Annotated in this window: 24 protein-coding genes, 1 pseudogene, 1 riboswitch and 1 other annotated feature; of the genes and pseudogenes, 8 read left to right on the top strand and 17 right to left on the bottom strand. The window is 42.5% G+C overall.

Annotated features, from left to right (window positions below; translation table 11 throughout):
• Nucleotides 1-171: 171 nt before the first annotated feature.
• Nucleotides 172-1,008, bottom strand: coding sequence for a BglG family transcription antiterminator LicT (gene licT, locus EV579_RS14595; protein WP_024424409.1), 837 nt, complete (start codon nucleotides 1,006-1,008; stop codon nucleotides 172-174).
• A gap of 185 nt (nucleotides 1,009-1,193) precedes the next feature.
• Here licT and EV579_RS14590 point away from each other — a divergent pair, with 185 nt between their 5' ends.
• Nucleotides 1,194-1,394 carry a hypothetical protein gene (locus tag EV579_RS14590; RefSeq protein ID WP_024424410.1) on the top strand — a complete coding sequence of 67 codons (201 nt, stop codon included), beginning with the start codon at nucleotides 1,194-1,196 and terminating at the stop codon, nucleotides 1,392-1,394.
• Between the two features lie 35 nt (nucleotides 1,395-1,429).
• Here EV579_RS14590 and EV579_RS14585 read toward each other — a convergent pair whose 3' ends face one another.
• From EV579_RS14585 to EV579_RS14555, 7 genes are all read right to left on the bottom strand, one after another.
• The gene (locus tag EV579_RS14585; RefSeq protein ID WP_034283122.1) at nucleotides 1,430-3,049 is read right to left on the bottom strand and encodes an APC family permease; all 1,620 of its coding nucleotides are present in this window, start codon (nucleotides 3,047-3,049) and stop codon (nucleotides 1,430-1,432) included.
• Nucleotides 3,050-3,391: 342 nt separating this feature from the next.
• Entirely contained in the window at nucleotides 3,392-4,360 is a 969-nt protein-coding gene (gene trhO, locus EV579_RS14580; RefSeq protein WP_024424412.1) for an oxygen-dependent tRNA uridine(34) hydroxylase TrhO, read from the bottom strand.
• Between the two features lie 248 nt (nucleotides 4,361-4,608).
• Nucleotides 4,609-5,436 (bottom strand): aldo/keto reductase, encoded by an 828-nt coding sequence (locus tag EV579_RS14575; RefSeq protein ID WP_034283114.1) that lies wholly within the window; start codon nucleotides 5,434-5,436, stop codon nucleotides 4,609-4,611.
• Nucleotides 5,437-5,517: 81 nt separating this feature from the next.
• On the bottom strand, nucleotides 5,518-5,934 hold the full coding sequence (locus EV579_RS14570) for a DUF5301 domain-containing protein (protein ID WP_044333453.1): 417 nt from the start codon (nucleotides 5,932-5,934) through the stop codon (nucleotides 5,518-5,520).
• Nucleotides 5,935-5,963: 29 nt separating this feature from the next.
• Nucleotides 5,964-6,425, bottom strand: coding sequence for a 2-thiouracil desulfurase family protein (locus tag EV579_RS14565; protein ID WP_044333451.1), 462 nt, complete (start codon nucleotides 6,423-6,425; stop codon nucleotides 5,964-5,966).
• Nucleotides 6,422-6,652 carry a hypothetical protein gene (locus EV579_RS14560; RefSeq protein ID WP_044333449.1) on the bottom strand — a complete coding sequence of 77 codons (231 nt, stop codon included), beginning with the start codon at nucleotides 6,650-6,652 and terminating at the stop codon, nucleotides 6,422-6,424. Before EV579_RS14560 ends, EV579_RS14565 begins: the two co-directional genes overlap by 4 nt.
• Nucleotides 6,653-6,762: 110 nt before the next feature.
• Nucleotides 6,763-7,221, bottom strand: coding sequence for a MarR family transcriptional regulator (locus EV579_RS14555; RefSeq protein ID WP_044333447.1), 459 nt, complete (start codon nucleotides 7,219-7,221; stop codon nucleotides 6,763-6,765).
• Nucleotides 7,222-7,422: 201 nt separating this feature from the next.
• Between EV579_RS14555 and EV579_RS14550 the strand changes: the two genes are divergently transcribed.
• Nucleotides 7,423-8,190, top strand: a complete 768-nt coding sequence (locus tag EV579_RS14550; protein ID WP_133744694.1) for a GNAT family N-acetyltransferase — start codon at nucleotides 7,423-7,425, stop codon at nucleotides 8,188-8,190.
• Nucleotides 8,191-8,281: 91 nt separating this feature from the next.
• On the opposite strand, the gene EV579_RS14545 is transcribed toward EV579_RS14550, so the two are convergent.
• On the bottom strand, nucleotides 8,282-9,469 hold the full coding sequence (locus EV579_RS14545; RefSeq protein WP_133744693.1) for an MFS transporter: 1,188 nt from the start codon (nucleotides 9,467-9,469) through the stop codon (nucleotides 8,282-8,284).
• 77 nt (nucleotides 9,470-9,546) lie between these two features.
• Nucleotides 9,547-9,646, bottom strand: a riboswitch (purine riboswitch).
• A 149-nt stretch (nucleotides 9,647-9,795) separates the two neighbouring features.
• Nucleotides 9,796-9,991, top strand: a binding site (T-box leader).
• Between the two features lie 42 nt (nucleotides 9,992-10,033).
• Here EV579_RS14545 and proS point away from each other — a divergent pair.
• Nucleotides 10,034-11,467, top strand: a complete 1,434-nt coding sequence (gene proS / locus EV579_RS14540; RefSeq protein ID WP_133744692.1) for a proline--tRNA ligase — start codon at nucleotides 10,034-10,036, stop codon at nucleotides 11,465-11,467.
• 144 nt (nucleotides 11,468-11,611) lie between these two features.
• Nucleotides 11,612-11,788, top strand: a complete 177-nt coding sequence (locus tag EV579_RS19030) for a hypothetical protein (protein ID WP_162860209.1) — start codon at nucleotides 11,612-11,614, stop codon at nucleotides 11,786-11,788.
• 35 nt (nucleotides 11,789-11,823) lie between these two features.
• Here EV579_RS19030 and EV579_RS14535 read toward each other — a convergent pair whose 3' ends face one another.
• The 8 genes from EV579_RS14535 to EV579_RS14500 form a co-directional block, all read right to left on the bottom strand.
• On the bottom strand, nucleotides 11,824-12,600 hold the full coding sequence (locus EV579_RS14535) for a sulfite exporter TauE/SafE family protein (protein WP_133744691.1): 777 nt from the start codon (nucleotides 12,598-12,600) through the stop codon (nucleotides 11,824-11,826).
• Between the two features lie 58 nt (nucleotides 12,601-12,658).
• The gene (locus EV579_RS14530; protein ID WP_041106141.1) at nucleotides 12,659-12,889 is read right to left on the bottom strand and encodes a sulfurtransferase TusA family protein; all 231 of its coding nucleotides are present in this window, start codon (nucleotides 12,887-12,889) and stop codon (nucleotides 12,659-12,661) included.
• Between the two features lie 33 nt (nucleotides 12,890-12,922).
• A complete protein-coding gene (locus EV579_RS14525; RefSeq protein WP_133744690.1) occupies nucleotides 12,923-14,050 on the bottom strand; it encodes an MBL fold metallo-hydrolase in 1,128 nt (375 codons plus the stop codon).
• 14 nt (nucleotides 14,051-14,064) lie between these two features.
• The gene (locus tag EV579_RS14520; RefSeq protein ID WP_024427454.1) at nucleotides 14,065-14,619 is read right to left on the bottom strand and encodes a sulfurtransferase TusA family protein; all 555 of its coding nucleotides are present in this window, start codon (nucleotides 14,617-14,619) and stop codon (nucleotides 14,065-14,067) included.
• 47 nt (nucleotides 14,620-14,666) lie between these two features.
• Entirely contained in the window at nucleotides 14,667-15,020 is a 354-nt protein-coding gene (locus tag EV579_RS14515; protein WP_133744689.1) for a rhodanese-like domain-containing protein, read from the bottom strand.
• Between the two features lie 12 nt (nucleotides 15,021-15,032).
• Nucleotides 15,033-15,515, bottom strand: coding sequence for a DsrE/DsrF/DrsH-like family protein (locus EV579_RS14510; protein ID WP_133744688.1), 483 nt, complete (start codon nucleotides 15,513-15,515; stop codon nucleotides 15,033-15,035).
• 122 nt (nucleotides 15,516-15,637) lie between these two features.
• On the bottom strand, nucleotides 15,638-15,898 hold the full coding sequence (locus EV579_RS14505; protein ID WP_003217059.1) for a metal-sensitive transcriptional regulator: 261 nt from the start codon (nucleotides 15,896-15,898) through the stop codon (nucleotides 15,638-15,640).
• A 163-nt stretch (nucleotides 15,899-16,061) separates the two neighbouring features.
• A complete protein-coding gene (locus tag EV579_RS14500) occupies nucleotides 16,062-16,898 on the bottom strand; it encodes a helix-turn-helix transcriptional regulator (protein WP_044333423.1) in 837 nt (278 codons plus the stop codon).
• 103 nt (nucleotides 16,899-17,001) lie between these two features.
• Here EV579_RS14500 and fabF point away from each other — a divergent pair, with 103 nt between their 5' ends.
• From fabF to EV579_RS14485, 4 genes and pseudogenes are all read left to right on the top strand, one after another.
• Entirely contained in the window at nucleotides 17,002-18,234 is a 1,233-nt protein-coding gene (gene fabF, locus EV579_RS14495) for a beta-ketoacyl-ACP synthase II (protein ID WP_044333421.1), read from the top strand.
• A gap of 141 nt (nucleotides 18,235-18,375) precedes the next feature.
• Nucleotides 18,376-18,867: pseudogene (locus EV579_RS19190) on the top strand (thioredoxin domain-containing protein); the annotation flags it as partial.
• An 84-nt stretch (nucleotides 18,868-18,951) separates the two neighbouring features.
• Nucleotides 18,952-20,439, top strand: a complete 1,488-nt coding sequence (locus tag EV579_RS19350) for a thioredoxin domain-containing protein (RefSeq protein ID WP_326996194.1) — start codon at nucleotides 18,952-18,954, stop codon at nucleotides 20,437-20,439.
• A gap of 152 nt (nucleotides 20,440-20,591) precedes the next feature.
• A complete protein-coding gene (locus EV579_RS14485) occupies nucleotides 20,592-21,362 on the top strand; it encodes a SurA N-terminal domain-containing protein (protein ID WP_024424429.1) in 771 nt (256 codons plus the stop codon).
• Nucleotides 21,363-21,546 lie beyond the last annotated feature (184 nt).

Raw genomic sequence — 21,546 nt, 5'->3', positions numbered from 1 at the left:
AAAAATAGTCGCAGCTTGCTGTTGCGCTTTTTCAGTGAACGTTTAGGTTTTGCCTGCCGAACAGTCACAATCCTCTAAGACGATCATTGTGAAACCGTATTCTTTTATGTTTATGAGCAAATAGTACCACTCACCTTTTCTCATGTCAACGCTTTCTTTTAAAATCTATCTTTATTTTTCTCGTTTGATCAGTCGATTCAAATGAATGGATAGATACAGCATCTCCTCTGATGTGAGATCTCGGTGATAGGTTTGATAGACATATTCTGCGATTTTCTTTGCGCAATCGTATGCTTTCGGATATTTCACTTTGATCAGCTGATATAAGTCCTGATCTTCGCTGACAAGCAGTGTTTCGTTAATCAGACGCTGGACGAAAAAGCGCAAATGCGTGAGAAAACGGTAAAAGTTAAGCGAGTCTTCATCAAATTCCATGTTGAGATGATATTTCACAATGGTGAGAATGGCATTGACTTCCTTTGTGATATTGACCGTCGTATTCATATCCTCATTGAGCTCTGCGTTAATGATATGCATGGCAATAAAGCCCGCTTCATCCTCAGGCAGTTCAATATGAAGACGCTCTTCAATCATCTCAAGACAGTCCTTTGCCACAAGAAATTCATCTTTGTATAAGCGTTTAATCTCCCAAATAAGCGAATTCTCAATCAAATGATTTTTCTTCAGCCGTTCGATGGCGTAATGAATATGGTCTGCCAGCGATACATGCAGACTTTCGTTTAATCTTCGGTTCAGCTTTGTATGTGCATATTGGATCATTTCTTCGGTCACCTTGACCACATCATACGGAACCTCTTGAAGCAGCATTTTCATCCGCTCGTGAACGGAATGATCCTCCAGGCGGAAGACTTTATCAATCAACGATTCGTCCACCGGGTCCCCGGGACGTCGCTGGAAAGCGATGCCTCTGCCCATGACAACGATTTCTTTTCCATGTTCATCTATGACACTAATGACATTATTGTTTAGAACCTTTTGAATCTGCATTTCCAAACACCTCCGTCTATGACCAACAACTTTACTCAAAATATGCTCTCATCTTAACACAACTGTCAAATCACTTGGCGTTTTTATCTGACTTTTGCAATAGATTTCACCATGATTCTACCCTTTCATAGCTGGTCTGATCCTTCAATTGCCTGCATACAATACTCCTGAGGAGGTGACCTTCTGTGAAGGCTTTTTTCTGGTCTGCATCATTTTTATTCTTGCTCATGTTCACCCTCATCATTCTAGGCATCGTGTTCTGGCTGAGTGGACAAGGCTTAGGCCAGCTTTGGAGATATGTGCTCATTTCACTTGTCACAGCGGCGGTTTTGCGCGGCGTTACCACTTGGCTGAAACGGCATGTGATGCACCTTTCATCCAAATAAAAACGGCTGCCCCGAGTGTTCAGGCAGCCGTTTCTTTATTCTTTGGTTGCTGCAGCTTCTTTCTGAGAAGCACGCAGCTCATCATTGATTTTTTTCGCATCCTCTAAAAACTCTGTTTCATATCCACTTTTGAGTGCCCACATATAAAATAGCAGAGCTACCACTGTAATCAGTGCCATGTCCCAGCCATAATGAATGATGTTATAACCGCCGAATTTGTCACTGCCAAGGCAGGAAATCGTCATCATCACAAGCAGGTACACAACCATCCAAGCACCCGCCTTAAAGTTGCGGCCGAAGCCTTTCCACTTCGCTTTTGCTTGATAGTAAAAATAGATAGGTAGACCGATGAGAATAATGAACAGCACCTGACCTGTTAACGGCCATCTTGCCCAATACAGTGTCAATGAGGCAAAGACAAAACCGAGAGGAGCAATGATGCTGAGTCCTTTTATTCGAAGCGGACGATATAAATCTGTCCCTGTCTTTCTCAGTGTCATGACGGTCACTGGTCCAGTCAAATAAGAAATGAGTGTAGCGACAGAGATAATTTCTGCAAGTACACCCCAGCCTCTAAATAAAAACAGAAAGATAAACGATACGGCTAAGTTAAAAAACATTGCTGGACGAGGCACGCCGTAAATAGGGTGCAGACGGCCAAGCACACTTGGCATGTATTTGTTTTTTTCCATTCCATAAATCATCCGAGACGTCGTTGCAGTATACGTAATTCCTGTACCAGAAGGTGACACAAACGCATCCGCATATAAAATCAAAACAAGCCAGTTAATCCCAAGCGCAATGGCAAGGTCCGCAAATGGCGAGTTGAAATTCAAATGACCCCATCCGTTCACAATCATAGATGGATCAACAGCACCGATAAAGGCGACTTGTAAAAGGACATAAATCACAGTTGCAATGAAAATCGATCCGACAATGGCAATTGGAATCGACCGGCCTGGATTTTTTGCCTCACCGGCCATATTAATCGGGCTTTGGAAGCCATTGAAGGCAAACACAATCCCAGATGTCGCAACCGCTGTCAGCACACTCGCCCAGCCGTTAGGGGCAATACTTGTTCCAGAAGTAAAATTCTCACTATGAAAACCTACGAATAAGAGCGCACCAATTGTTAATCCTGGAATGACAATTTTAAACACGGTAATGAATGTATTTGCTTTTGAAAATAACCCAACTGTCCAATAATTAAGCAGAAAGTAAATCACTAGAAGCACACTGGCAACCATAAGACCTTCTGTCGTCAATACCCCTTTGGTGACCAAATGGGATGTCCACTTTGCCCATTCCCAAGGCCAAGAGCTCATGTACTGGACGGAAGCAACCGCCTCAACTGGTATCACGGAGACAATGGCGATCCAGTTCGCCCAAGCTGCAATAAACCCAATAAAAGATCCGTGTGAATATTGCGTATATTTCACCATTCCGCCTGCCTCAGGAAACATCGATCCGAGTTCACTATAAGACAAAGCGATAAATAAAATCACAACCATCCCAATCAACCAGGATAAAATAGCAGCAGGACCGGCGATTTGAGCTGCACGCCAAGCACCGAAGAGCCATCCTGAACCAATGATTGAGCCAAGACCTACCATCATTAAAGCGAAAGTTCCCATCCTACGATGCAAATGATTCATGTTCATAACACCTTTCGATTAAAATACAGAGCATGTGTCAAGCAAGCGTCTTTCTTTCAAAGCAGCTCACTTTTCATTTCACTGGCAAATATTTCTTCTATTGAACCTTTACCTTTGTTCATTTTTTCGCCTGTTATATTATCTCTCAATTCTTCATTTTCTGAAATAGTCGAACATGCTTATTTCAAAAGAAAGCGCTTTTTCACCTGTTCAATCTATTAGACTGAATAACTACCTTTACCCTTATTTTGAAAAAAACAAAACAAAAAAGATAGAGGAAATGACTTCCTCTACCTTCTAATCCCCGTCAGGTATAGAAAAAAAGGATAGAGGGGATTCCCTCTATCCTTGTGAAATCGCTTGTTCTTTTTCAATGACAGCTAGTCTTTCTTGTACTTCTTCTTCAGATAAATTGTGTTGTTTCACATACAAATTCCGTTCGCTTGTGCGGCATTCATGACTGCAACTGCGCATATACTTATGCTCACTCTCTTCAGTGGCAATCATCTTACGGTTACATGCAGGGTTCGCACAGTTCACATAACGCTCGCAAGGCTCACCAGTGAAGAAATCTTTTCCGACAACCACATGCTCTGTTTGATTCACTGGTACTGTTAAGCGATTATCAAACACATAGCATTGACCGTCCCATAGCTTTCCTTGCACTTCTGGGTCTTTTCCGTAAGTGACAATTCCGCCGTCAAGCTGAGAGACATCTTCAAAGCCTTCACGCTTTAACCAGCCTGAGAATTTCTCACAGCGTACACCGCCTGTGCAATAAGTCAGGATTTTTTTCCCTTCAAGAATCTCTTTATTGTCACGAATCCACTCAGGTAATTCACGGAATGTCTCAATATCAGGACGGACTGCCCCTCTAAAGTGACCAACATCAAACTCGTAATCATTACGTGCATCAATCACAACCGTATCAGGTGATTGCATTTGCTCGTAAAATTCGACCGGGCTAAGATGTTTCCCCGTTAATTCTAACGGATTCACGTCATCCTCAAGGCTGAGGTTCACGAGTTCCTTCCGGTGGCGGACGTGCATTTTCTTAAACGCATGTCCATCTGCTTCGTCAATTTTGATCGGCATAGACGCAAAGCGCGGATCTTCTTTTAACGCTTGCATGTACTTGTCCGTTTGCTCAATGGTTCCAGAAACCGTTCCGTTCAAGCCTTCTGCTGATACAAGGATACGGCCTAACAAACCAAGCTCCTTACAGAATGCTAAATGCTCTGCTGTAAACGTCTCTGGGTCCTCAATGGGGACATATTGATAGTAAAGTAAAACGCGATATTGTTTTTCCATCTATATAAACACCTCTTAAATTTAATCAAAACATACCATTCTTTATCATACAGGAAATACATACCTAAAGGCAATGTCGGCGGCTCAATTCCATAAAACGGAAGGGCCTTTCTTCTCATATATTCGATTGTTTGATTGGAGACTATGTAAAGAAAAGATTATCGACGCCATTCAAATCATTGAGGCCTTTCAACATCAAAAAACTGCACAAAAAAAGCACAGGCATCGCACCTGTGCTTTTCTTTCGATTAAAAATCAAAGTTATCTGGATCTGGACCTGTGCGCTCATCTTCATTGAGCTGATCAATGACACCCATCTCACGTGCGGACAGCTCGAAATCGAAGACTTGTGTGTTTTCGATGATTCGGCTCTTTGTCACAGATTTTGGAATGGTGATAATGCCATGCTGCAAGTCCCAGCGAAGAATCACTTGCGCTACTGATTTATCATGTTTTTTCGCGATATCCTGGAGAACAGGATGGTTTAGAAGCTTCCCGCTTCCTAATGGCGACCACGCCTCAACATGAATTCCTTTCGATTTGCAGTAGTCTCGTAAAGGCTCCTGCGTCAGCTTCGGATGCAGCTCAATTTGATTCACCATTGGCACAACTTCTGCCTCTTCCAATAAATCCTCTAAATGATGCTGATGGAAATTACACACTCCGATCGCTCGAACGCGTCCATCCTTATATAGTTTCTCTAGCGCTTTCCATGTTTCTTTATATTTGCCTTCAACAGGCCAATGAATTAAATAAAGGTCTAATACATCTAGCCCCAGCTTGTTCATACTTGTTTCAAAGGCTTCGAGTGTTGATTCATAGCCTTGATCATTATTCCAGACCTTTGTCGTAATGAATAGATCATCGCGAGAGATGCCTGATTGCTGAATGGCTTTGCCTACCCCTTCTTCATTTTGATAGGCGGCTGCTGTATCAATGCTGCGGTAGCCCGCTTCAAGAGCGTCTTTGACGGCATTTACAGCCTCATCCCCATCTTTTACCTGCCATACGCCAAAGCCTAGCTTCGGCATTTTTACTCCGTTTGCTAATGTGACTGTATCTGTTAATCCACTCATCAAACAAACCTCCGCTTCATTTTTAACTACCAAGCACTATACCCGAATTTTCGATTGATCATGCATAAAATTCTGGCTGAGCTATTTGATATATTTTCCTATATCAACTTGATTGGTGTCAACGATTTGATATTCGCTGGTTTGATCTTTTGTTTTAGAAAAATCATATGTTTCTAAAAATGTTTGATCGTAAAAAGTCAGACCATATGTTTCCTTCTCATTCTCATACACTCTGATCCAATAAGACTCTTTTGAAGTTTTTTTAGTTTCATTCGTTTTCTTTAATTTCATACCCGAAAATTCCTTCAGCAGCTTTTGAATATCCTCTTTCTTTTCAACCATAACACGCTCATTATCATGCTCAATTTGAATCGAAGTCACCTTGTTCTGATCAATTGAGGCCACATCATCAAAAGAGTATGTTTTTGCATTGATTATAAAATAAATACCAATTCCTAATAAAATAATGACGACTAAACCAATCATCCACTTTTTCAACCTAACTCCTCCTTCTATTCACACCACACCTATAAAAACAACGAAGTCCAATCATCCTCCTCAGAAAATACCTGAATTCCGTGCTGTTTAAGCAAGGCGGATGTCACTCCATCTCCAGCTTTTGTCCCCCCGTTAAAATCTCCGCGATAAATCATCCGGCTACCGCAGGAAGGGCTGTACTCTTTTAACACAACCGCCGTCGCTTTCAGAGACTGAACCTGTTCCAGCGCGGCCTTCGCGCCTTTTACATACATCTCCGTGACATCATTTCCATGTACATCAATCACGGAGGCGAGGCCCTGTAATACATCATGTCCGTCTCCGCCAATGATTTCTGCGGGAGGCCTTGGCGTGGAAAAGCCGCCAAGCAGTTCAGGACAAACTGTGACCACCTTTCCCTCCTGAACAAGCTCCTCAATTCGCTGATCTAATCGATGACTGCCATTATAACGAACCTTCAACCCAGCAAGACAGGCACTGACGACAATCATGTATGTTCCTCATTTTTTTTGGTGACTTTAAAATAAATACATACAGGCAAGAAACATATCGTATTCACCAAAAAGGGCAGAGCACAATACAAAGCAGCAGCCCAAATTGGTTCTCCAGGTCCTGCAATACCAAAAAAATAAACAAATAATAGCAAGCTGACAAACAATCCCACGAATGGCATGATGAATGCGTATTTTTTATAATTTTCTATTATTTCTTTCTCCAATGAGCTCCCTCCCTTTCATCATGGCTAAGAACAACGTCAATATATGTTAATTTTACCATAAAAAAACCGAAACCATCATCTCCCTTTGTGCGATGGTTTCGGTTTTTTAACTATATCTTTTCTTTCCAAGCCTTTAAGAAGCGCTCAATCACTTGTAATTCATCCTCATGAAACTGCTGAAGAAATTCTAAATAGGACGTGACTGCTTTATCATGTAGTTCATCATGCAGCGCCGCCAATTGCTTACCTTCCTCTGTCAAAGAATAATAGACAGATTTCTTATCACCTTGCCGGTGGCAATAGTCCACCATGCCTTTTTCAATTAGTTTTTTCACAGCCTTTGTAATAGCTGGCTTTGATAGTTTTAGCTGTTGAGATAGAAATGTATTATTTGATTCGTTTGGATTGGCTTGAATCATCGATAAAATGTGAAGCTGTGTGAGTGTCCATTCTTGTTTGAGTGTATCAGTCGTGGTAATCAGTGGATCTGTTGGATCATTCCGTCTCTTTTCCCTATGCATAATCAGATCTTGAATCGCTTTTAATACAATCTGCTCTTTAGTTTCCATCTGAACCTCCACTCTTAACTGGTTAATAAAATGGTACTAATAATGAAGAAAGGAGTCAAAAGAAATGTCGATGTGAGTAAAATAATAGGACATCAGACCTGAAAATTGCATATGCACTTTTTTACTAGATTCTCCTCATCCTGTCACATGCTATAATCATGGGGATGTCATCCAATTTATCATAATGAAAAGGTGATCTAAATGAATCCTGAACAACAAATGGCCATTCACCAGTTAGAAGAAAAGATACATCTGTTTTCCTCTGCTGTGAACGGAGCCTTCCTTGCATCGGACGATTTCGTTCTATCAAATACTCATATATCGACTGACACGTTCAATTTGCTCTTACCAACATCAGCTCAAATCCAAGATCCAAAAAAAGTGAAAGCAGCCATTGAACATATGCGGTCACAGAAACTCATCTTCAGCACATGGATCGATCACCGTTTACTCCATCCTGATTGGGCTGATTTATTAAAGGAATATCAGCTTCAAGAGGTCGAACGCAATACCATCATGATGCTTGAGCATACAGGTGACATTGATCCAGTCACATCCTCATCACTTACAATCAAGGAAGTACTTGATGAGCAGACACTCTTTGATTACAAACATATCTTTATTGAACTATTCAAAGGATCGACTGAGGCCGCCGCCTTAGAAGACTATTTCCAGCGTTTTTCAATTGAAGCATTACACTCAAAAGCTCGCATGTTTGTGGGGTATGAACACCAAAAGCCGGTCACAACAGGCTTATTATTCGAGGCAAACGACAGCTACGGTATTTATGATGTCATAACAAAGGCAGAACACCGCGGAAAAGGACTTGGCAGTGACATGTTTCATTACCTTCTGACCCAGACAGAGAATAAACAAAAGTGTGTCATCCTACAAGCTTCAGCGGACGGCAAAAATATTTACCAGCGTGCCGGCTTCCAACCAATTGGCGAAATGGCCGTCTTTGAATAGAAAGGTACTTTCCCTTTGAAATGAACATAAAAAAGCTGCCTAAAGATAGGCAGCTACAGATTGTTGACAAAGGGCTAAAACGATCTTGATTTTAGCTCTTTGTCTTCTTTTCAGCATGATGCTGACGATCCATATAAAGCGGCGGTCTCTTCAGCGAAATCACCGCACAGCTAAAGGCAATCAGTACAAACACAGCACCGAATTTAGCCAGATCAACAGATGAACCGGTCATCGTAAACATGACTCCGCCAACCGCTGATCCAATCGAAATGCCGATTTGCAAGGCCGAAGTATTTAAGCTCTGCTGAATATCAGACGTGACAGGATCTGTTTGAATCAAATAACTCTGCAAAGCAGGCGTCAGTGCCCAGCTGAGCGCACCCCAAAGGACAACCATCACCATAAAGAGCGCGAACACCCCCGCTGTATAAGGAATGGTAAACATGACAACCGCAAACACGATTGTCACAAGCAAAATGGCTTTCCCTGAACCCAGTTTGTCACTCAGCCAGCCGCCAAATCCATTCCCGCCTATAGACGCAAGTCCGAAGATCAAATAACAAATACTAATCCAAAACGGGGTCATATGCAGAACTTCCATCAGAAATGGAGTGAAATAAGAATAAAGCATATAATGGCCTGCAAGCATAAACAAACTGATCAAGTGTGCACTAAAAATTTTCGGATGCCCTAAAGAACGAATCTGCTCTCTAAGAGGCGTCACTTTTTCAACAGGCATTTTTTCTAATAGAAAATAGATCAGCACCATCGATATGGCAGAAAGAATACTGATTCCTAAAAACATCACTCTCCAGCCAAAGCTCTCTGTAATAAAAATACCGATCGGTACACCGAGAACAAGTGAGGAGCTAATTCCTATAAAAATCAGCCCTAAAGCCTTTGCACGATGCGCTGGTTCCACTAATTTGGCAGTGATCGTCAAAGATAATACCACCACAAGCGCTGTGCTCATCGCAATCAACACCCTTGATATCATGACAAGGGCAAAGGTCGAACTAAAATAAGTGAACACATTCCCTAATGTAAACACCAATAACGCGATTAAATAAAGACGCTTTCGTTCGATTTTGGCTGTAGCGGTCAGCAGCACGGGTGCTGAAATGGCATACACAATCGCAAATACCGTAATGAGCTGTCCGGCTGTTGCAAGAGACACATTCAAATCCTCTGCAAGACTTGGCAGAATGCCCCCGACCACAAGCTCAACTAATCCAACCGCAAAAGTAGAAACGGCTAATAAATATACTCTCCAGTTCATGTCTAACATCCCTTCTGTATATCATCGCTTTCACTTTTGATACAGGGTGCAGACAAACAAAAAAACCCTGATTACAAAAAAGGAAAGCGCGCTTTTGTAATCAGGATTTATCGGATCCTGGTAGAAACCCTCAAACCATATTATTGAGGTTATACAAGTCTATTTTTTTCTTCAAATATATTAGCATAGCCTTACATAACTCGCAAGCTGTAAAAATAGAAAAATACTGCCATTCCGTTACCTAGACAAAAGGCGCCGTAAAAGGAATCAGAACAACTTGCTTTCTCCTCCGTTTACAGGTAAACTGATGAAAAATCAACGAACAAGGATCTACGTAGATCTGGAATAGTAGCTTGAATCGATCTTTAACAGAGAGGGAACGGTGCTGAGAAGTTCCTACTGACATCTTCAAGTGAACCTGCCGATTTAGTTCTGTTTCATACAGCGGTTCATACCGTTATCATGATTGAGTGTAAAGCTGTGCTTTAAATTAGGGTGGTACCACCAGGAATGGTCCCTAACTTAAAGTACAGCTTTTTTGTTTTAAAAAAGGAGGAACCTGCAATGTCAAAGAAACAATTTGTTGAGAAAATTACAAGCATGGAAGACGACTTTGCCCAGTGGTATACAGATGTTGTCACAAAGGCGCGGCTCGTCGATTATTCAAGCGTGAGAGGTAGTATGATCATTCAGCCGTACGGCTTTAAAATCTGGGAGAATATTCGCGACGAACTTGACCGCCAGATTAAAGAAACGGGTCATGAGAATGTCTATATGCCGCTCTTTATCCCAGAGAGCCTGCTTCAGCAGGAAAAAGATCATATCGAAGGCTTTGCTCCTGAAGTGGCGTGGGTGACACATGGCGGTGAATCCGAATTACAAGAAAGGCTCTGCGTCAGACCGACCTCTGAAGTGCTGTTCGCTGAGCATTACAAAAACATTATTCATTCCTACCGCGATTTACCGAAGCTATATAACCAATGGGCCAATGTCGTCCGCTGGGAAAAGACAACACGTCCCTTCCTCAGAACCCTTGAATTCCTATGGCAGGAAGGGCATACGTGCCATGAGACTGAGCAAGAAGCGATTGAAGAAACAGAAAGAATGCTTCACATTTACGCTTCTCTTTGCGAAGATCTCCTTGCCATTCCTGTCATTAAAGGGAGAAAAACAGAGAAGGAAAAATTCGCCGGCGCTCGCTTCACCTATACGGTTGAAAGCTTGATGCATGATGGAAAAGCGCTGCAAACTGCCACTTCTCATTTCTTCGGGAACGGATTTGCCAAAGCATTTGGCATCGAATTCTTAAACCGTGAAGGAAAACTAGAGCATGTCCAGCAAACCTCTTGGGGTTTCACAACAAGAATCATTGGCGCTATGATCATGGTTCATGGCGATGACAGAGGGCTCGTCCTCCCGCCAAATATTGCGCCAACCCAAGTGCGTATCGTCCCAATCGCTTCTCATAAAGAAGGTGTGCTGGATCATGCCTACGAATTGAAGAATCGACTCGCCCGCATCGCACGTGCTGACATCGACGCAAGCGATAAACAGCCAGGCTGGAAATTCAACGAGTGTGAAATGCAGGGTATTCCGCTACGTGTAGAAGTAGGACCAAAGGATATCGAAAAAGGACAGGTGATGCTTGCAAGACGAGACACTGGTGAAAAGCAATCTGTCACGTTAGATGCCCTTGAACAAACCATCACAGCAACGCTTGAAGACATCCAGCGGACGATGTACGAAAAAGCGAAGGAACGATTACATGAAAAGACATCACACGCCCACACAATCGAAGACATCGAGCAAATTCTTGCCGAAGAAAACCGATTGATTAAAGCCATGTGGTGCGGTGATGAAGCCTGTGAAAACGACATTAAAGAAAGAACAGGCGCGTCCTCACGCTGTATTCCATTCGAACAGGAAACCATTTCTGACACATGTGTCTGCTGCGGAAAGCCTGCATCTGATATGGTGTTCTGGGCGAAAGCCTATTAAGAATATGAACGATAAAGAAGCATCTCTCATGATGCTTCTTTTTTTGTTAAAAAGACCCAAACACCCATTGACCTTCCCTGCATGATCCCCTATAATTCATATTAATATAATCGGTTTTTAAGACTTTAACTGGAGTGGTGATACATGAAACGCTGGCCCTCATTCTTTGCCGAACGCTGTCCTAAATGTAAATCAGCATTAGAAGTCTCAAAGTCCAATGCCCTGCAAGGCAAAGTCGTGAAAACATGTCCCAACCTTCATTATCAAAAAGAGTACCACCCAGCACTAGAAACGTATATCGAGCACGATGACGTCCAATAAAAAAGACCAACATGCTTGCTTTGTTGGTCTTTTCTTTATAAAATATCCAGCCAAATTTTGACCGCTGTCGCCGTAATCATCACAGCAAGTGCCCATTGCAAGTAGACGGCGTTGATTTTCTGACCGACCTTCGCACCAATCGGAGCTGCCATCAAACTTGCCGCCATCAGCACAACAGCAGGAAGAAGCATGACCTGACCCGTCAATACCTTTCCAGTCGATGCGCCTATCGCAGAAAGAAACGTAATCGCAAGTGACGACGCAATCGTCATCCGTACAGGAATTTTTAAAATAGACAGCATCACAGGCACTAAAATAAATGCGCCGCCTGCACCTAATACCCCGGAAACACTGCCAATCACAAAGGCAATACCTGATGCCAGTCCTTTATGAAAAGTGACTTCTCCCTCTGCGTCTGGACGCTGTCCTTTTTTCGGAATCAGCATGAGAATAACCGCCACAATGGCGAGTAATCCATAGACGAGATTCATCCCTTTCTCCGGCATAAAATGTGATACATAACTGCCTAATAAGCTGCCCGCCAATATACTGCTTCCCATATATAAAATCAGCGAGCGATGTAAAAATCCGCTTTTCCGATAAGCAAGTACACCACCCAGTGTCGAAAAAAGCACTTGAATGGCACCAATCCCTGATACCTCATGTGCTGATAGTGCCATCACACCGAAAAGAGGCGGGATATAAAGCAGCATGGGATAGTTGATCACCGATCCGCCGATCCCCACCATTCCTGATAAGAAGGAACCAATACATCCGATGATAAAAAGTGTAATCAAAAATGCAAAATCCACGCTGGTCTCCTCCTTTGCAAAAGGAAAAGGGGATCTTCAGCAGATACCCCTACATCCTTTAGGACCCTTTTCTCATCCAGAACTTCAACACGTGACCTTCTTCTGTCTGCGTGATCAATTCATGTCCGCTTGACTTCGCCCATGCGGCTAAGTCAGCTTTAGCCCCTTTATCTGTTGCATGTATTTCTAAAACTTGACCTTCCGCCAAGTCGTTCATTTTTTTCTTCGTTCGAATAATCGGCATTGGGCATGCGAGCCCTGTTACGTCTAAAATTTGATCTGATGTCATTTGATTGTTCCTCGTCTCTTATTTTATTGGACATTACCGAATCGCACAACGGTTTGGACCCATTTCCATTTCACGCTGCTCTTCCACATCTGGGTTCAGCTTCCCCATATTGGTTTTACGAATCTCTTGAAAGGCATGCGGCTGTGCAGGCAATCCCTCCGTCACCATCTGTCTAAACACATGTTGATCTTCAATATGAAGCCCATGATTTTCTTTTAAAAGTGAGTCGAGCTCCTTCCAAACACTGCCGTCTTCGTTCATTTCTTCGATGGTCATGAAGTGCGCAGGCAGAACGATGTATTCCTTTGAAAGCGCCATATACCGTTCATAAAGCGTCTCTCTCAAATCATCTACCCAGTCCTCCGCCATTCCAGCAAGATCAGGTCTTCCAATCGAATCAATGAACAAAATATCACCTGAAAGAAGATATTGATTGTCTACGATAAAAGATGTTGAGCCGATCGTATGTCCCGGGGAATAAATGGGTTGAATATCAATAGAAGCTGTTCCAATCGTTATCCGCTGTCCTTCTTCAAGACGTTCATATTCAAAGGTTACCTCTTCGGCATCTTTTGGCGGCAGCCAGTAGGTAGCACCCGTTAGTTCAGCCAGCTTTTTCCCACCAGAAATATGATCTGCATGAAGGTGAGTATCCAGCACATGCGTCACAGAGACATCATGCTTTTTCGCAAAATCGATATAGACCTCCGTCATTCGAGCTGCATCCACAACCGCGGCTTCTCCATTGGACATGATCATATAGGACAGACACCCTTTGCCCATCCGTACAAATTGATACAGCTCTCCGCCGCCGCTTAAATCACCTATTTTCACTGGCTCTAGATGCTCACTCCATGCCTTCATGCCGCCCTGCAAATAATGAACAGGCACGCCAGCCTCTGACAGCATCTCCGCCACCAGGATAGAGGAACCTTCCTTAGCACAAACCACCAATACTTCACGGTCACTAGGAATGTGCTGTAAAAGGTCCTCTACTCCGTCAAGCAGATCAAAATAAGGCACATTCAAATCAACGATTGCTTCCCCTTCAATCTTCCAGTCCTGCACATCTGCTTGATTTCGCACATCTAGCAAAAAGAGCGGCTCTTTGCCCACGATCTTTTTTGTTAACTGCTCTGCAGTCATGGCTTTTACCGTCATGTTTTATTCAGCTCCTATTTTTCAATGGCTCCTGTCCAGCTATTCATGCCTGGCACCACATTGATTAATTGTTGAAATCCTTTCTCTTTTAGCTTTTGCGCAGCTAATTCACTTCTTCTGCCTGAATGACAGATGAGATAAATGTCCGATTCTCTTGTTAACTCCTCTGCACGATGTTCCACCTCACCAAGCGGGATATGAACAGCTCCTGGGATATGCCCCGCTTCGTATTCATCCAGCTCTCGTACATCCAAAATAAACAGAGATTGATCTTCTTTTACCTTCTGTTGAAAGGCATTCAAAGATATTTCCGAAATCATAGGCTCTTCCTCTTGCGCTCCGCCCTTACGAATCAAATGATGGAGCACCTGACCCTCTACTTTTGTTCCTAAAAACTCATGGCCGGCACTTTTTGACCAAGCCGCTAAATCCGCTGCTGATCCTTTATCGGTAGCTTGCACTTCAAGTACATCTCCTGGCAAAAGCTCATTCATTTGTTTTTTTGTTTTCACAATCGGCATCGGGCATGCCAATCCTTTTGCATCTAAAATGACTGTTGGTTGCTGCATGTGATGTCCTCCTTTATATAGGGGTGGGGGTATATTTTCATGCGTGCTTAATGCCAAGCATTCATACCACCCTTGATGTTTGTAATATGAGTAAATCCTTGCTTCTTCAATATTTTCGCTGCCTGCATACTTCTCATTCCGCTTTGGCATATCACGTAGATTTCTTCATTCTTCTCAAGCTGAGAAACTCGTTCTTTTAACTGAGGTAAAGGAATGTTTCGAAATCCTTTTATATGGTTTGTTTGAAATTCTACTGGAGATCGCACGTCAATGAGTTGTTGACCTTTGTTTTTCAGCCTTTTCTTCATATCGACTGCATCCATTTGGTTCACACCTCGAACCGGCAGGAAGCGGCTCACGAGTAAGCCAATCACCAGGATGAACAAAATCGTTTGAATCATTTCATCACCTCACTAAATAAATAAATTCACACTTCCGATTTCAGCCTCTGCTAAATAAGCGGCCACACCAGCATATTGAATATCATCTAATAATTCTTTCTCCTGCAGCCCTAAAAGATCCATCGTCATTGTACATGTTACGAGGTTGATCTCCTGTTCCTTCGCCATATCAATGAGCTGCGGCAAGGTCATGGCATTGTGCTTTTTGATCACGTGCTTAATCATCTTTGGGCCCATTCCAGCAAAATTCATCTTTGAAATGCCCATTCGATCAGCCCCGCGCGGCATCATCTTGCCAAACATTTTTTCTAAAAAACCTTTTTTCGTTGGCACCATCTCATCCTTGCGCAAGGCATTCAGCCCCCAAAAGGTATGAAAAATCGTCACTTCATGATCATAGGCTGCTGCACCATTGGCAATAATGTAAGCCGCCATTGCTTTATCATAATCTCCACTAAATAGCACAATCGTCGTGCGTTTTTTCTGTTCTGCCATCCTGCTCCTCCTTCGAAATTACCCATGGGGGTATATACAAAATAAAAAATATATACACATACCGGTAAGGGTATATTATAACAAGTAAAAAAATCCGTCAACCTCAAAGGCTGAAGAATTTCTTACCGGCTTTTCACCAATAGCTCTACTGCTTCTTTCACAAGACCCTCCGTATCCTTGCCTTGTTCAAGACTTTCTCGGACACATTGTTCAAGATTTGTACTTACAATCACACCCATTGCACGATCAATGGCATTGCGTGATGCAGACAGCTGCGTCACCACCTCGCGGCAATCCTTCCCCTGCTCCATCATCGCAAGAACTCCTTTAATCTGCCCCTCAATCCGGCGAAGACGGTTCTTCATCTGTTGATTATATTCCATGCACAAGTACCCCCTTTCTATTCTTTCTATGAACAGATAGTATACCCTAAGAGGTATTTAGTCAAACGACTTGCCCTTCTCTTTTGTAGAGAATGTGAAAAGAATTGCACATTCCACCATTTATGAAGAAGATTAACAACCAACGAGAAATCATTGAAGATAACTAGCCTTCAATCAAACGTTTTAACTTAAGCTCCGTATCAGTATCCTCAACTGGAGTATAGACGCTGCATCTTAAATCAGTATCCCCATACACTTGTAATGAAGTGAGATTAAACAACATTTTCCCTGCCTTAGCATGACGAAATTCAATTAATACTTCAGGCGCATAACTGATCTCATTTTCATTCCAAATTTTACGAAACTCAGGATATGCCTGCTCCATTTCTTCTATAAATTGCTCATACCAGTCATCAGCCACATACTGTCCATAATACGTTCTAAATATGGCGATATATCCTCTAACAAAATGCTCCCAATTCACCGCTAAACTTTTAAATTCCTTTCTTGCGAAAAGTAAGCGTATGATATTCCTTTCTGCGGGGATGATTTGTTCAAAGTCCAAAAAGACATTCGCTGCTGCTTGATTCCAGCCAACAATCTGACTTCTTCTATCAGATACAATCGTCGGGCAATAACGAAGTTCCTGCAAAATTTTCACTAAAGCCGGACTGATTTCCTTCTCATTCTCAATGATAAAGGATTGTTTCACTCCTTCCTCTAACGCTAAAGCGTACAAATATCTCCTTTCATCGTTATTTAATTGTAATGCACGAGAAATCGCATCTAATACCGAAGTCGATACTTTTATATCTCTCCCTTGCTCTAACCATGTATACCAGGTAAGACTCACACCGGCTAGTTGAGCCACTTCTTCTCTTCTTAGTCCTGGTGTTCTTCTACGGGTTCCTACAGGTAAACCAACCATTTGGGGCGTAATTTTCGAACGTTGGTTTTTTAGAAATTCTGATAATGCTTGAAGTCTAGTTTCAGGTTTCATTTAGATCTCCCTTTAAAAGAGTATTAATTACACTAGGATAAACAACAACTTGTAATAGGATAACACAATGGCTAAAGTTAATAAAAACAAGGAGGGAATGATCATGAAAAGAGTTGTCATTACTGGAATGGGAATTATTTCTCCACTTGGAAATGATGTAAATAGCTTTTGGAATCAACTAATCAAAGGACAATCGGGAATATCTCTCATTGATTCTTTTGATACAACTGATTATAAAACAAAAATAGCTGGAATCGTTCGTGATTTCGATGCAGATGAAATATTGGGAAGAAAAGAAGCAAAACGATTAGACCGTTTTAGTCAGTTTGCCTTAGCAGCAGCCGAACAAGCATTAGAAAATTCGCAATTACAGTTAGATCAAGTTGATCTTGAACGTTTAGGCGTATATGTTGGTTCAGGAATCGGGGGAATCCAATCGCTTGTTGATCATGTCAATGTATTAGATAAACGAGGTCCCTCAAGAGTAAGCCCCAGCCTTGTACCCATGATGATTTCAAATGCAGCTGCGGCCCAAATCAGCATTAGATTAGGGGCACAAGGGCCATCATTGTCACCAGTCACAGCTTGTTCTATTGGGAACACCTCTATTGGCGAAGCTTTCAATGCGATCCGAAATGATGATGCAGATATTATATTTGCCGGAGGAACAGAAGCTGCCGTCTCACAGATATCTTTGGCCAGTTTTGGAAACGCACACGCACTATCTACTAGAAACCAAGACCCAAGCCGGGCCAGCCGTCCATTCGATACAGATAGAGATGGCTTTGTGATGAGTGAAGGCGCAGGTATCTTAGTATTAGAATCATTAGAAAACGCGATTCTTAGAGATGCGCCGATATTATGTGAAGTAGTTGGGTACGGAGCTAGTTCAGACGCTCATCATATGGTAGCATCCCACCCAGAAGGTAAAGGTGCCTACTTAGCCATGAAAAAAGCATTGAGAAGTGCAAATATATCAACAGATGACATCGATGTTATTAGTGCTCATGCAACAAGTACACAAGTAGGTGATCGTTCAGAAGTTCTAGCTATTAAGAAATTATTTGGTGATCGTTCAGGTGAAATTCCAACAACGGCAAACAAATCAATGACGGGGCACATGTTTGGTGCTGCCGGCGGAGTAGAAGCCATTGCTTTAGTGGAAAGTTTGAGACGAGGAATGATTCCGCCAACTATTAATGTCGAGAATCAAGATCCAGATTGCAACTTAGATGTTGTATTAGAAGCGAGACAGCTTCCTTTGAAATACGGGCTATCCAATTCTTTTGGTTTTGGAGGACATAATTCAGCCATCTTGTTAAAGCATTACGATTGATGTAGCTATCAAGGGTTTATAGCCCTTGATTTTTTTATTTTGGGAATACCTCACAGACAAATGATGACGGGCAACAGCAATCTGATATATTAAATAGAGAAAAGAGAATACTAAAAAACATTTAGAAAGGAAGGTGATTACATGCCGAACAATCAAAAACCCAACCCACTCATCAATGAAAAATCACCCTACCTCCTTCAGCACGCCCACAACCCAGTTCACTGGTACCCGTGGGGGCAAGAAGCATTTGACAAAGCCAAGCGTGAAAATAAACCAGTGCTTGTCAGCATCGGTTACGCCACTTGCCATTGGTGCCACGTCATGGCACACGAAAGCTTCGAAGATCAACAAGTCGCTGACATCTTAAATGAGCATTTCATTTCCATCAAAGTCGATCGTGAGGAGCGTCCAGACATCGACTCTATTTATATGTCTGTTTGTCAGATGATGACGGGGCAAGGCGGCTGGCCGCTCAACGTGTTTGTCACGCCGGATCAAAAGCCTTTTTATGCGGGGACATATTTCCCAAAGAGAAGTGCATACGGGCGTCCTGGCTTCATTGAGGCACTGACACAATTGCTGGATGCGTACCATAACGACCGAGATCATATTGAATCATTGGCAGAGAAAGCGACAAATAATCTGCGGATTAAAGCAGCAGGGCAGACAGAAAACACGCTGTCTCAAGAGGCAGTTCACAAAGCCTATTATCAGCTCATGAGCAGCTTTGATACGCTGTATGGCGGATTCGGCTCCGCACCAAAATTTCCTGCACCTCATATGCTCTCATTTCTAATGCGCTATTACGAATGGACTGAACAGGAGAATGCGCTGTATGCAGTCACGAAAACGTTAGATGGAATGGCAAATGGCGGTATATATGACCATATTGGTTCCGGCTTTTCTCGTTATTCGACGGATGAAAAATGGCTTGTGCCGCATTTTGAAAAAATGCTGTATGATAACGCGCTGCTGATGGAAGCTTACACAGAAGCGTATCAGCTCACCTCAAAACCTGAGTATAAAAAGCTTGTCCAACACCTGATCCAATTTATTAAACAAGATATGATGAATCCGGGCGGCTCATTTTATTCAGCAATAGATGCAGATTCTGAAGGGAAAGAAGGACAATATTACGTCTGGTCAAAGGATGAGATCATCACCCATTTAGGTGAGGAACTTGGCGCTTTATTTTGCGACGTCTATCACATCACAGAAGAGGGGAACTTTGAAGGGGAGAACATCCCGCATACCATTTCCACCTCTTTTGAGGACATCAAGGCCTCTTTTTCGATCGACGATAAAAAACTTCAGTCTAAGCTGCAAGAAGCCCGGCATATTTTACAATCAGTCAGACAGCAGCGACCCGCGCCGCTTGTCGATGACAAGGTGCTCACATCCTGGAATGCGCTGATGATCGCAGCTCTCGCCAAAGCAGGAAGGGTCTTTGATGAAGAGGAAGCGATCCATATGGCGAAGCAGGCGATGTCTTTTCTAGAAACACATCTTGTTCAACATGAGCGGCTCATGGTCCGCTACAGAGAAGGTGACGTGAAGCATCTCGGCTTTATCGAGGATTATGCGCATATGCTAAAAGCCTATATGTCTTTATACGAAGCGACCTTTGAATTAGATTGGCTGGAAAAAGCCACAGCCATTGCTGAGAACATGTTTGAGCTATTTTGGGACAAGGAAAAAGGGGGCTTTTTCTTCTCGGGATCAGATGCGGAATCGCTCCTCGTTCGAGAAAAAGAAGTGTACGACGGCGCTATGCCTTCTGGCAACAGCACTGCACTCAAGCACCTTCTCATGCTTAGCAGACTGACCGGACGTCAGGATTGGCTAGACACATTAGATCAGATGTTCCAAGCCTTTTATGTCGATGTCTCGTCCTATCCAAGCGGTCATACAGCGTTTCTGCAAGGACTCTTAAGTCAATATGCAACGAAAAGAGAAATCATCATTCTCGGAAAAAACGGCGACCCTCAAAAAGAACAGCTTTTACAGGCGCTTCAAAAACGCTTCGTGCCATTTGATATCATATTGACTGCCGAAACAGGGGAAGAATTAGCGAAGCTCGCGCCCTTTACAAAAGATTACAAAACAATTGATGGAAAAACCACCGTGTATATTTGTGAAAACTACAGCTGCCGCCAGCCAATCACCAATATCGACGAAGTGATGGAACAATTATTCCACAATTGAGTTTGTCATGAGATGACTATGAGAAGACAAAATGAGGACAAACAGATAAAAAACATGTCAATCCGCTAACAAATTGTCTGTACGGTTTTATTTTTCCTAAAAAACGGTTAGAATGCGCACTAGACGTTCTCATACCGAAGGGAGAGAAAATGATGAAAAAGGTATCATATACACTCATCGCTTGTTTGTTATCTGTTGGACTTGCAGCCTGCTCGTCAAACGATGCCAAACAAGATAAGCAAAACGATTCAGCCAAAAACAAGGAAACAACACAGGCTGATCAAAAAGAGCAGCAAAAGCAAATGGAAGAAATGCAAAAGAAATTAGACGCACAAAAAATCGATGATCAAAAGGTCGTTGCGACTGTCAACAAAGACAAAATCACAGGCAGTGAATACAATAGCGCTTTATCTACCATTCAAGGACAGCTTCAGCAGTCCGGGCAAGACCCAACTTCTAAAGAAGGCGAGAAAGCAGTCAAGAAACAAACCATTGATGCGCTCGTAGGACAAGAGCTCATCCTGCAAGATGCTGAGAAGAAGGGCTTCAAAGCCTCTGACAAAGAGGTAGATAAGCAGCTAAAGGAAGAAAAGAAACAGTTTAAAGACAACGCTCAATTCGAAGAAGCACTGAAAAAGAGCGGACTTACATTGGATCAGCTGAAAAGTGACATTGCCGACAGCATCAAATACAGCCAATATGTCGACAAAGAAATCAAATCAGCCTCCGTCTCTGAGAAAGACGTCAAAGCGTACTATGACCAATACGCAGACCAAATGAAAAAACAAAAGCAAAAAGCACCAGAATACAAAGAGGTTAAATCACAAATTAAAAAACAGCTAGAATCTCAAGAAAAGCAAAAAGAAGTACAAAAAGAAATTGAAAAACTAAAGAAATCTGCGAAAATTAATGTGTCTCTATAACCGCTAAGAAAAAATCCGCCATTGTGCGGATTTTTTTGTTGCTTCATGACCCATTTTTCCAAATTTATGACAAAAGCCTCATCATAAACGTCTCTTCCATCCGATATGATGGGAGTACAAAAGAAAGCGCTAACATTTCTTTTGTCTCTGAAAAGGTACAGAATCGAAAGCAATTCTCGTACTT

This window comes from Bacillus sp. BK450 (genome assembly GCF_004364885.1).
GTDB lineage: Bacteria > Bacillota > Bacilli > Bacillales > Bacillaceae > Bacillus > Bacillus safensis.
Note: the sequence above shows the minus strand (reverse complement) of the source record. Positions and strands in the feature narration are given on the sequence as shown.

What these genes read in the sequence shown, in the direction of transcription:
- licT (WP_024424409.1), bottom strand. Translation starts at nt 1,008, where the DNA reads ATGCAGATTCAAAAGGTTCTAAACAATAATGTCATTAGTGTCATAGAT.
- EV579_RS14585 (WP_034283122.1), bottom strand. Translation starts at nt 3,049, where the DNA reads ATGAATCATTTGCATCGTAGGATGGGAACTTTCGCTTTAATGATGGTA.
- trhO (WP_024424412.1), bottom strand. Translation starts at nt 4,360, where the DNA reads ATGGAAAAACAATATCGCGTTTTACTTTACTATCAATATGTCCCCATT.
- EV579_RS14575 (WP_034283114.1), bottom strand. Translation starts at nt 5,436, where the DNA reads ATGAGTGGATTAACAGATACAGTCACATTAGCAAACGGAGTAAAAATG.
- EV579_RS14565 (WP_044333451.1), bottom strand. Translation starts at nt 6,425, where the DNA reads ATGATTGTCGTCAGTGCCTGTCTTGCTGGGTTGAAGGTTCGTTATAAT.
- EV579_RS14555 (WP_044333447.1), bottom strand. Translation starts at nt 7,221, where the DNA reads ATGGAAACTAAAGAGCAGATTGTATTAAAAGCGATTCAAGATCTGATT.
- EV579_RS14550 (WP_133744694.1), top strand. Translation starts at nt 7,423, where the DNA reads ATGAATCCTGAACAACAAATGGCCATTCACCAGTTAGAAGAAAAGATA.
- EV579_RS14545 (WP_133744693.1), bottom strand. Translation starts at nt 9,469, where the DNA reads ATGAACTGGAGAGTATATTTATTAGCCGTTTCTACTTTTGCGGTTGGA.
- proS (WP_133744692.1), top strand. Translation starts at nt 10,034, where the DNA reads ATGTCAAAGAAACAATTTGTTGAGAAAATTACAAGCATGGAAGACGAC.
- EV579_RS19030 (WP_162860209.1), top strand. Translation starts at nt 11,612, where the DNA reads ATGAAACGCTGGCCCTCATTCTTTGCCGAACGCTGTCCTAAATGTAAA.
- EV579_RS14530 (WP_041106141.1), bottom strand. Translation starts at nt 12,889, where the DNA reads ATGACATCAGATCAAATTTTAGACGTAACAGGGCTCGCATGCCCAATG.
- EV579_RS14525 (WP_133744690.1), bottom strand. Translation starts at nt 14,050, where the DNA reads ATGACGGTAAAAGCCATGACTGCAGAGCAGTTAACAAAAAAGATCGTG.
- EV579_RS14520 (WP_024427454.1), bottom strand. Translation starts at nt 14,619, where the DNA reads ATGCAGCAACCAACAGTCATTTTAGATGCAAAAGGATTGGCATGCCCG.
- EV579_RS14515 (WP_133744689.1), bottom strand. Translation starts at nt 15,020, where the DNA reads ATGATTCAAACGATTTTGTTCATCCTGGTGATTGGCTTACTCGTGAGC.
- EV579_RS14510 (WP_133744688.1), bottom strand. Translation starts at nt 15,515, where the DNA reads ATGGCAGAACAGAAAAAACGCACGACGATTGTGCTATTTAGTGGAGAT.
- EV579_RS14505 (WP_003217059.1), bottom strand. Translation starts at nt 15,898, where the DNA reads ATGGAATATAATCAACAGATGAAGAACCGTCTTCGCCGGATTGAGGGG.
- EV579_RS14500 (WP_044333423.1), bottom strand. Translation starts at nt 16,898, where the DNA reads ATGAAACCTGAAACTAGACTTCAAGCATTATCAGAATTTCTAAAAAAC.
- fabF (WP_044333421.1), top strand. Translation starts at nt 17,002, where the DNA reads ATGAAAAGAGTTGTCATTACTGGAATGGGAATTATTTCTCCACTTGGA.
- EV579_RS19350 (WP_326996194.1), top strand. Translation starts at nt 18,952, where the DNA reads ATGAGCAGCTTTGATACGCTGTATGGCGGATTCGGCTCCGCACCAAAA.
- EV579_RS14485 (WP_024424429.1), top strand. Translation starts at nt 20,592, where the DNA reads ATGAAAAAGGTATCATATACACTCATCGCTTGTTTGTTATCTGTTGGA.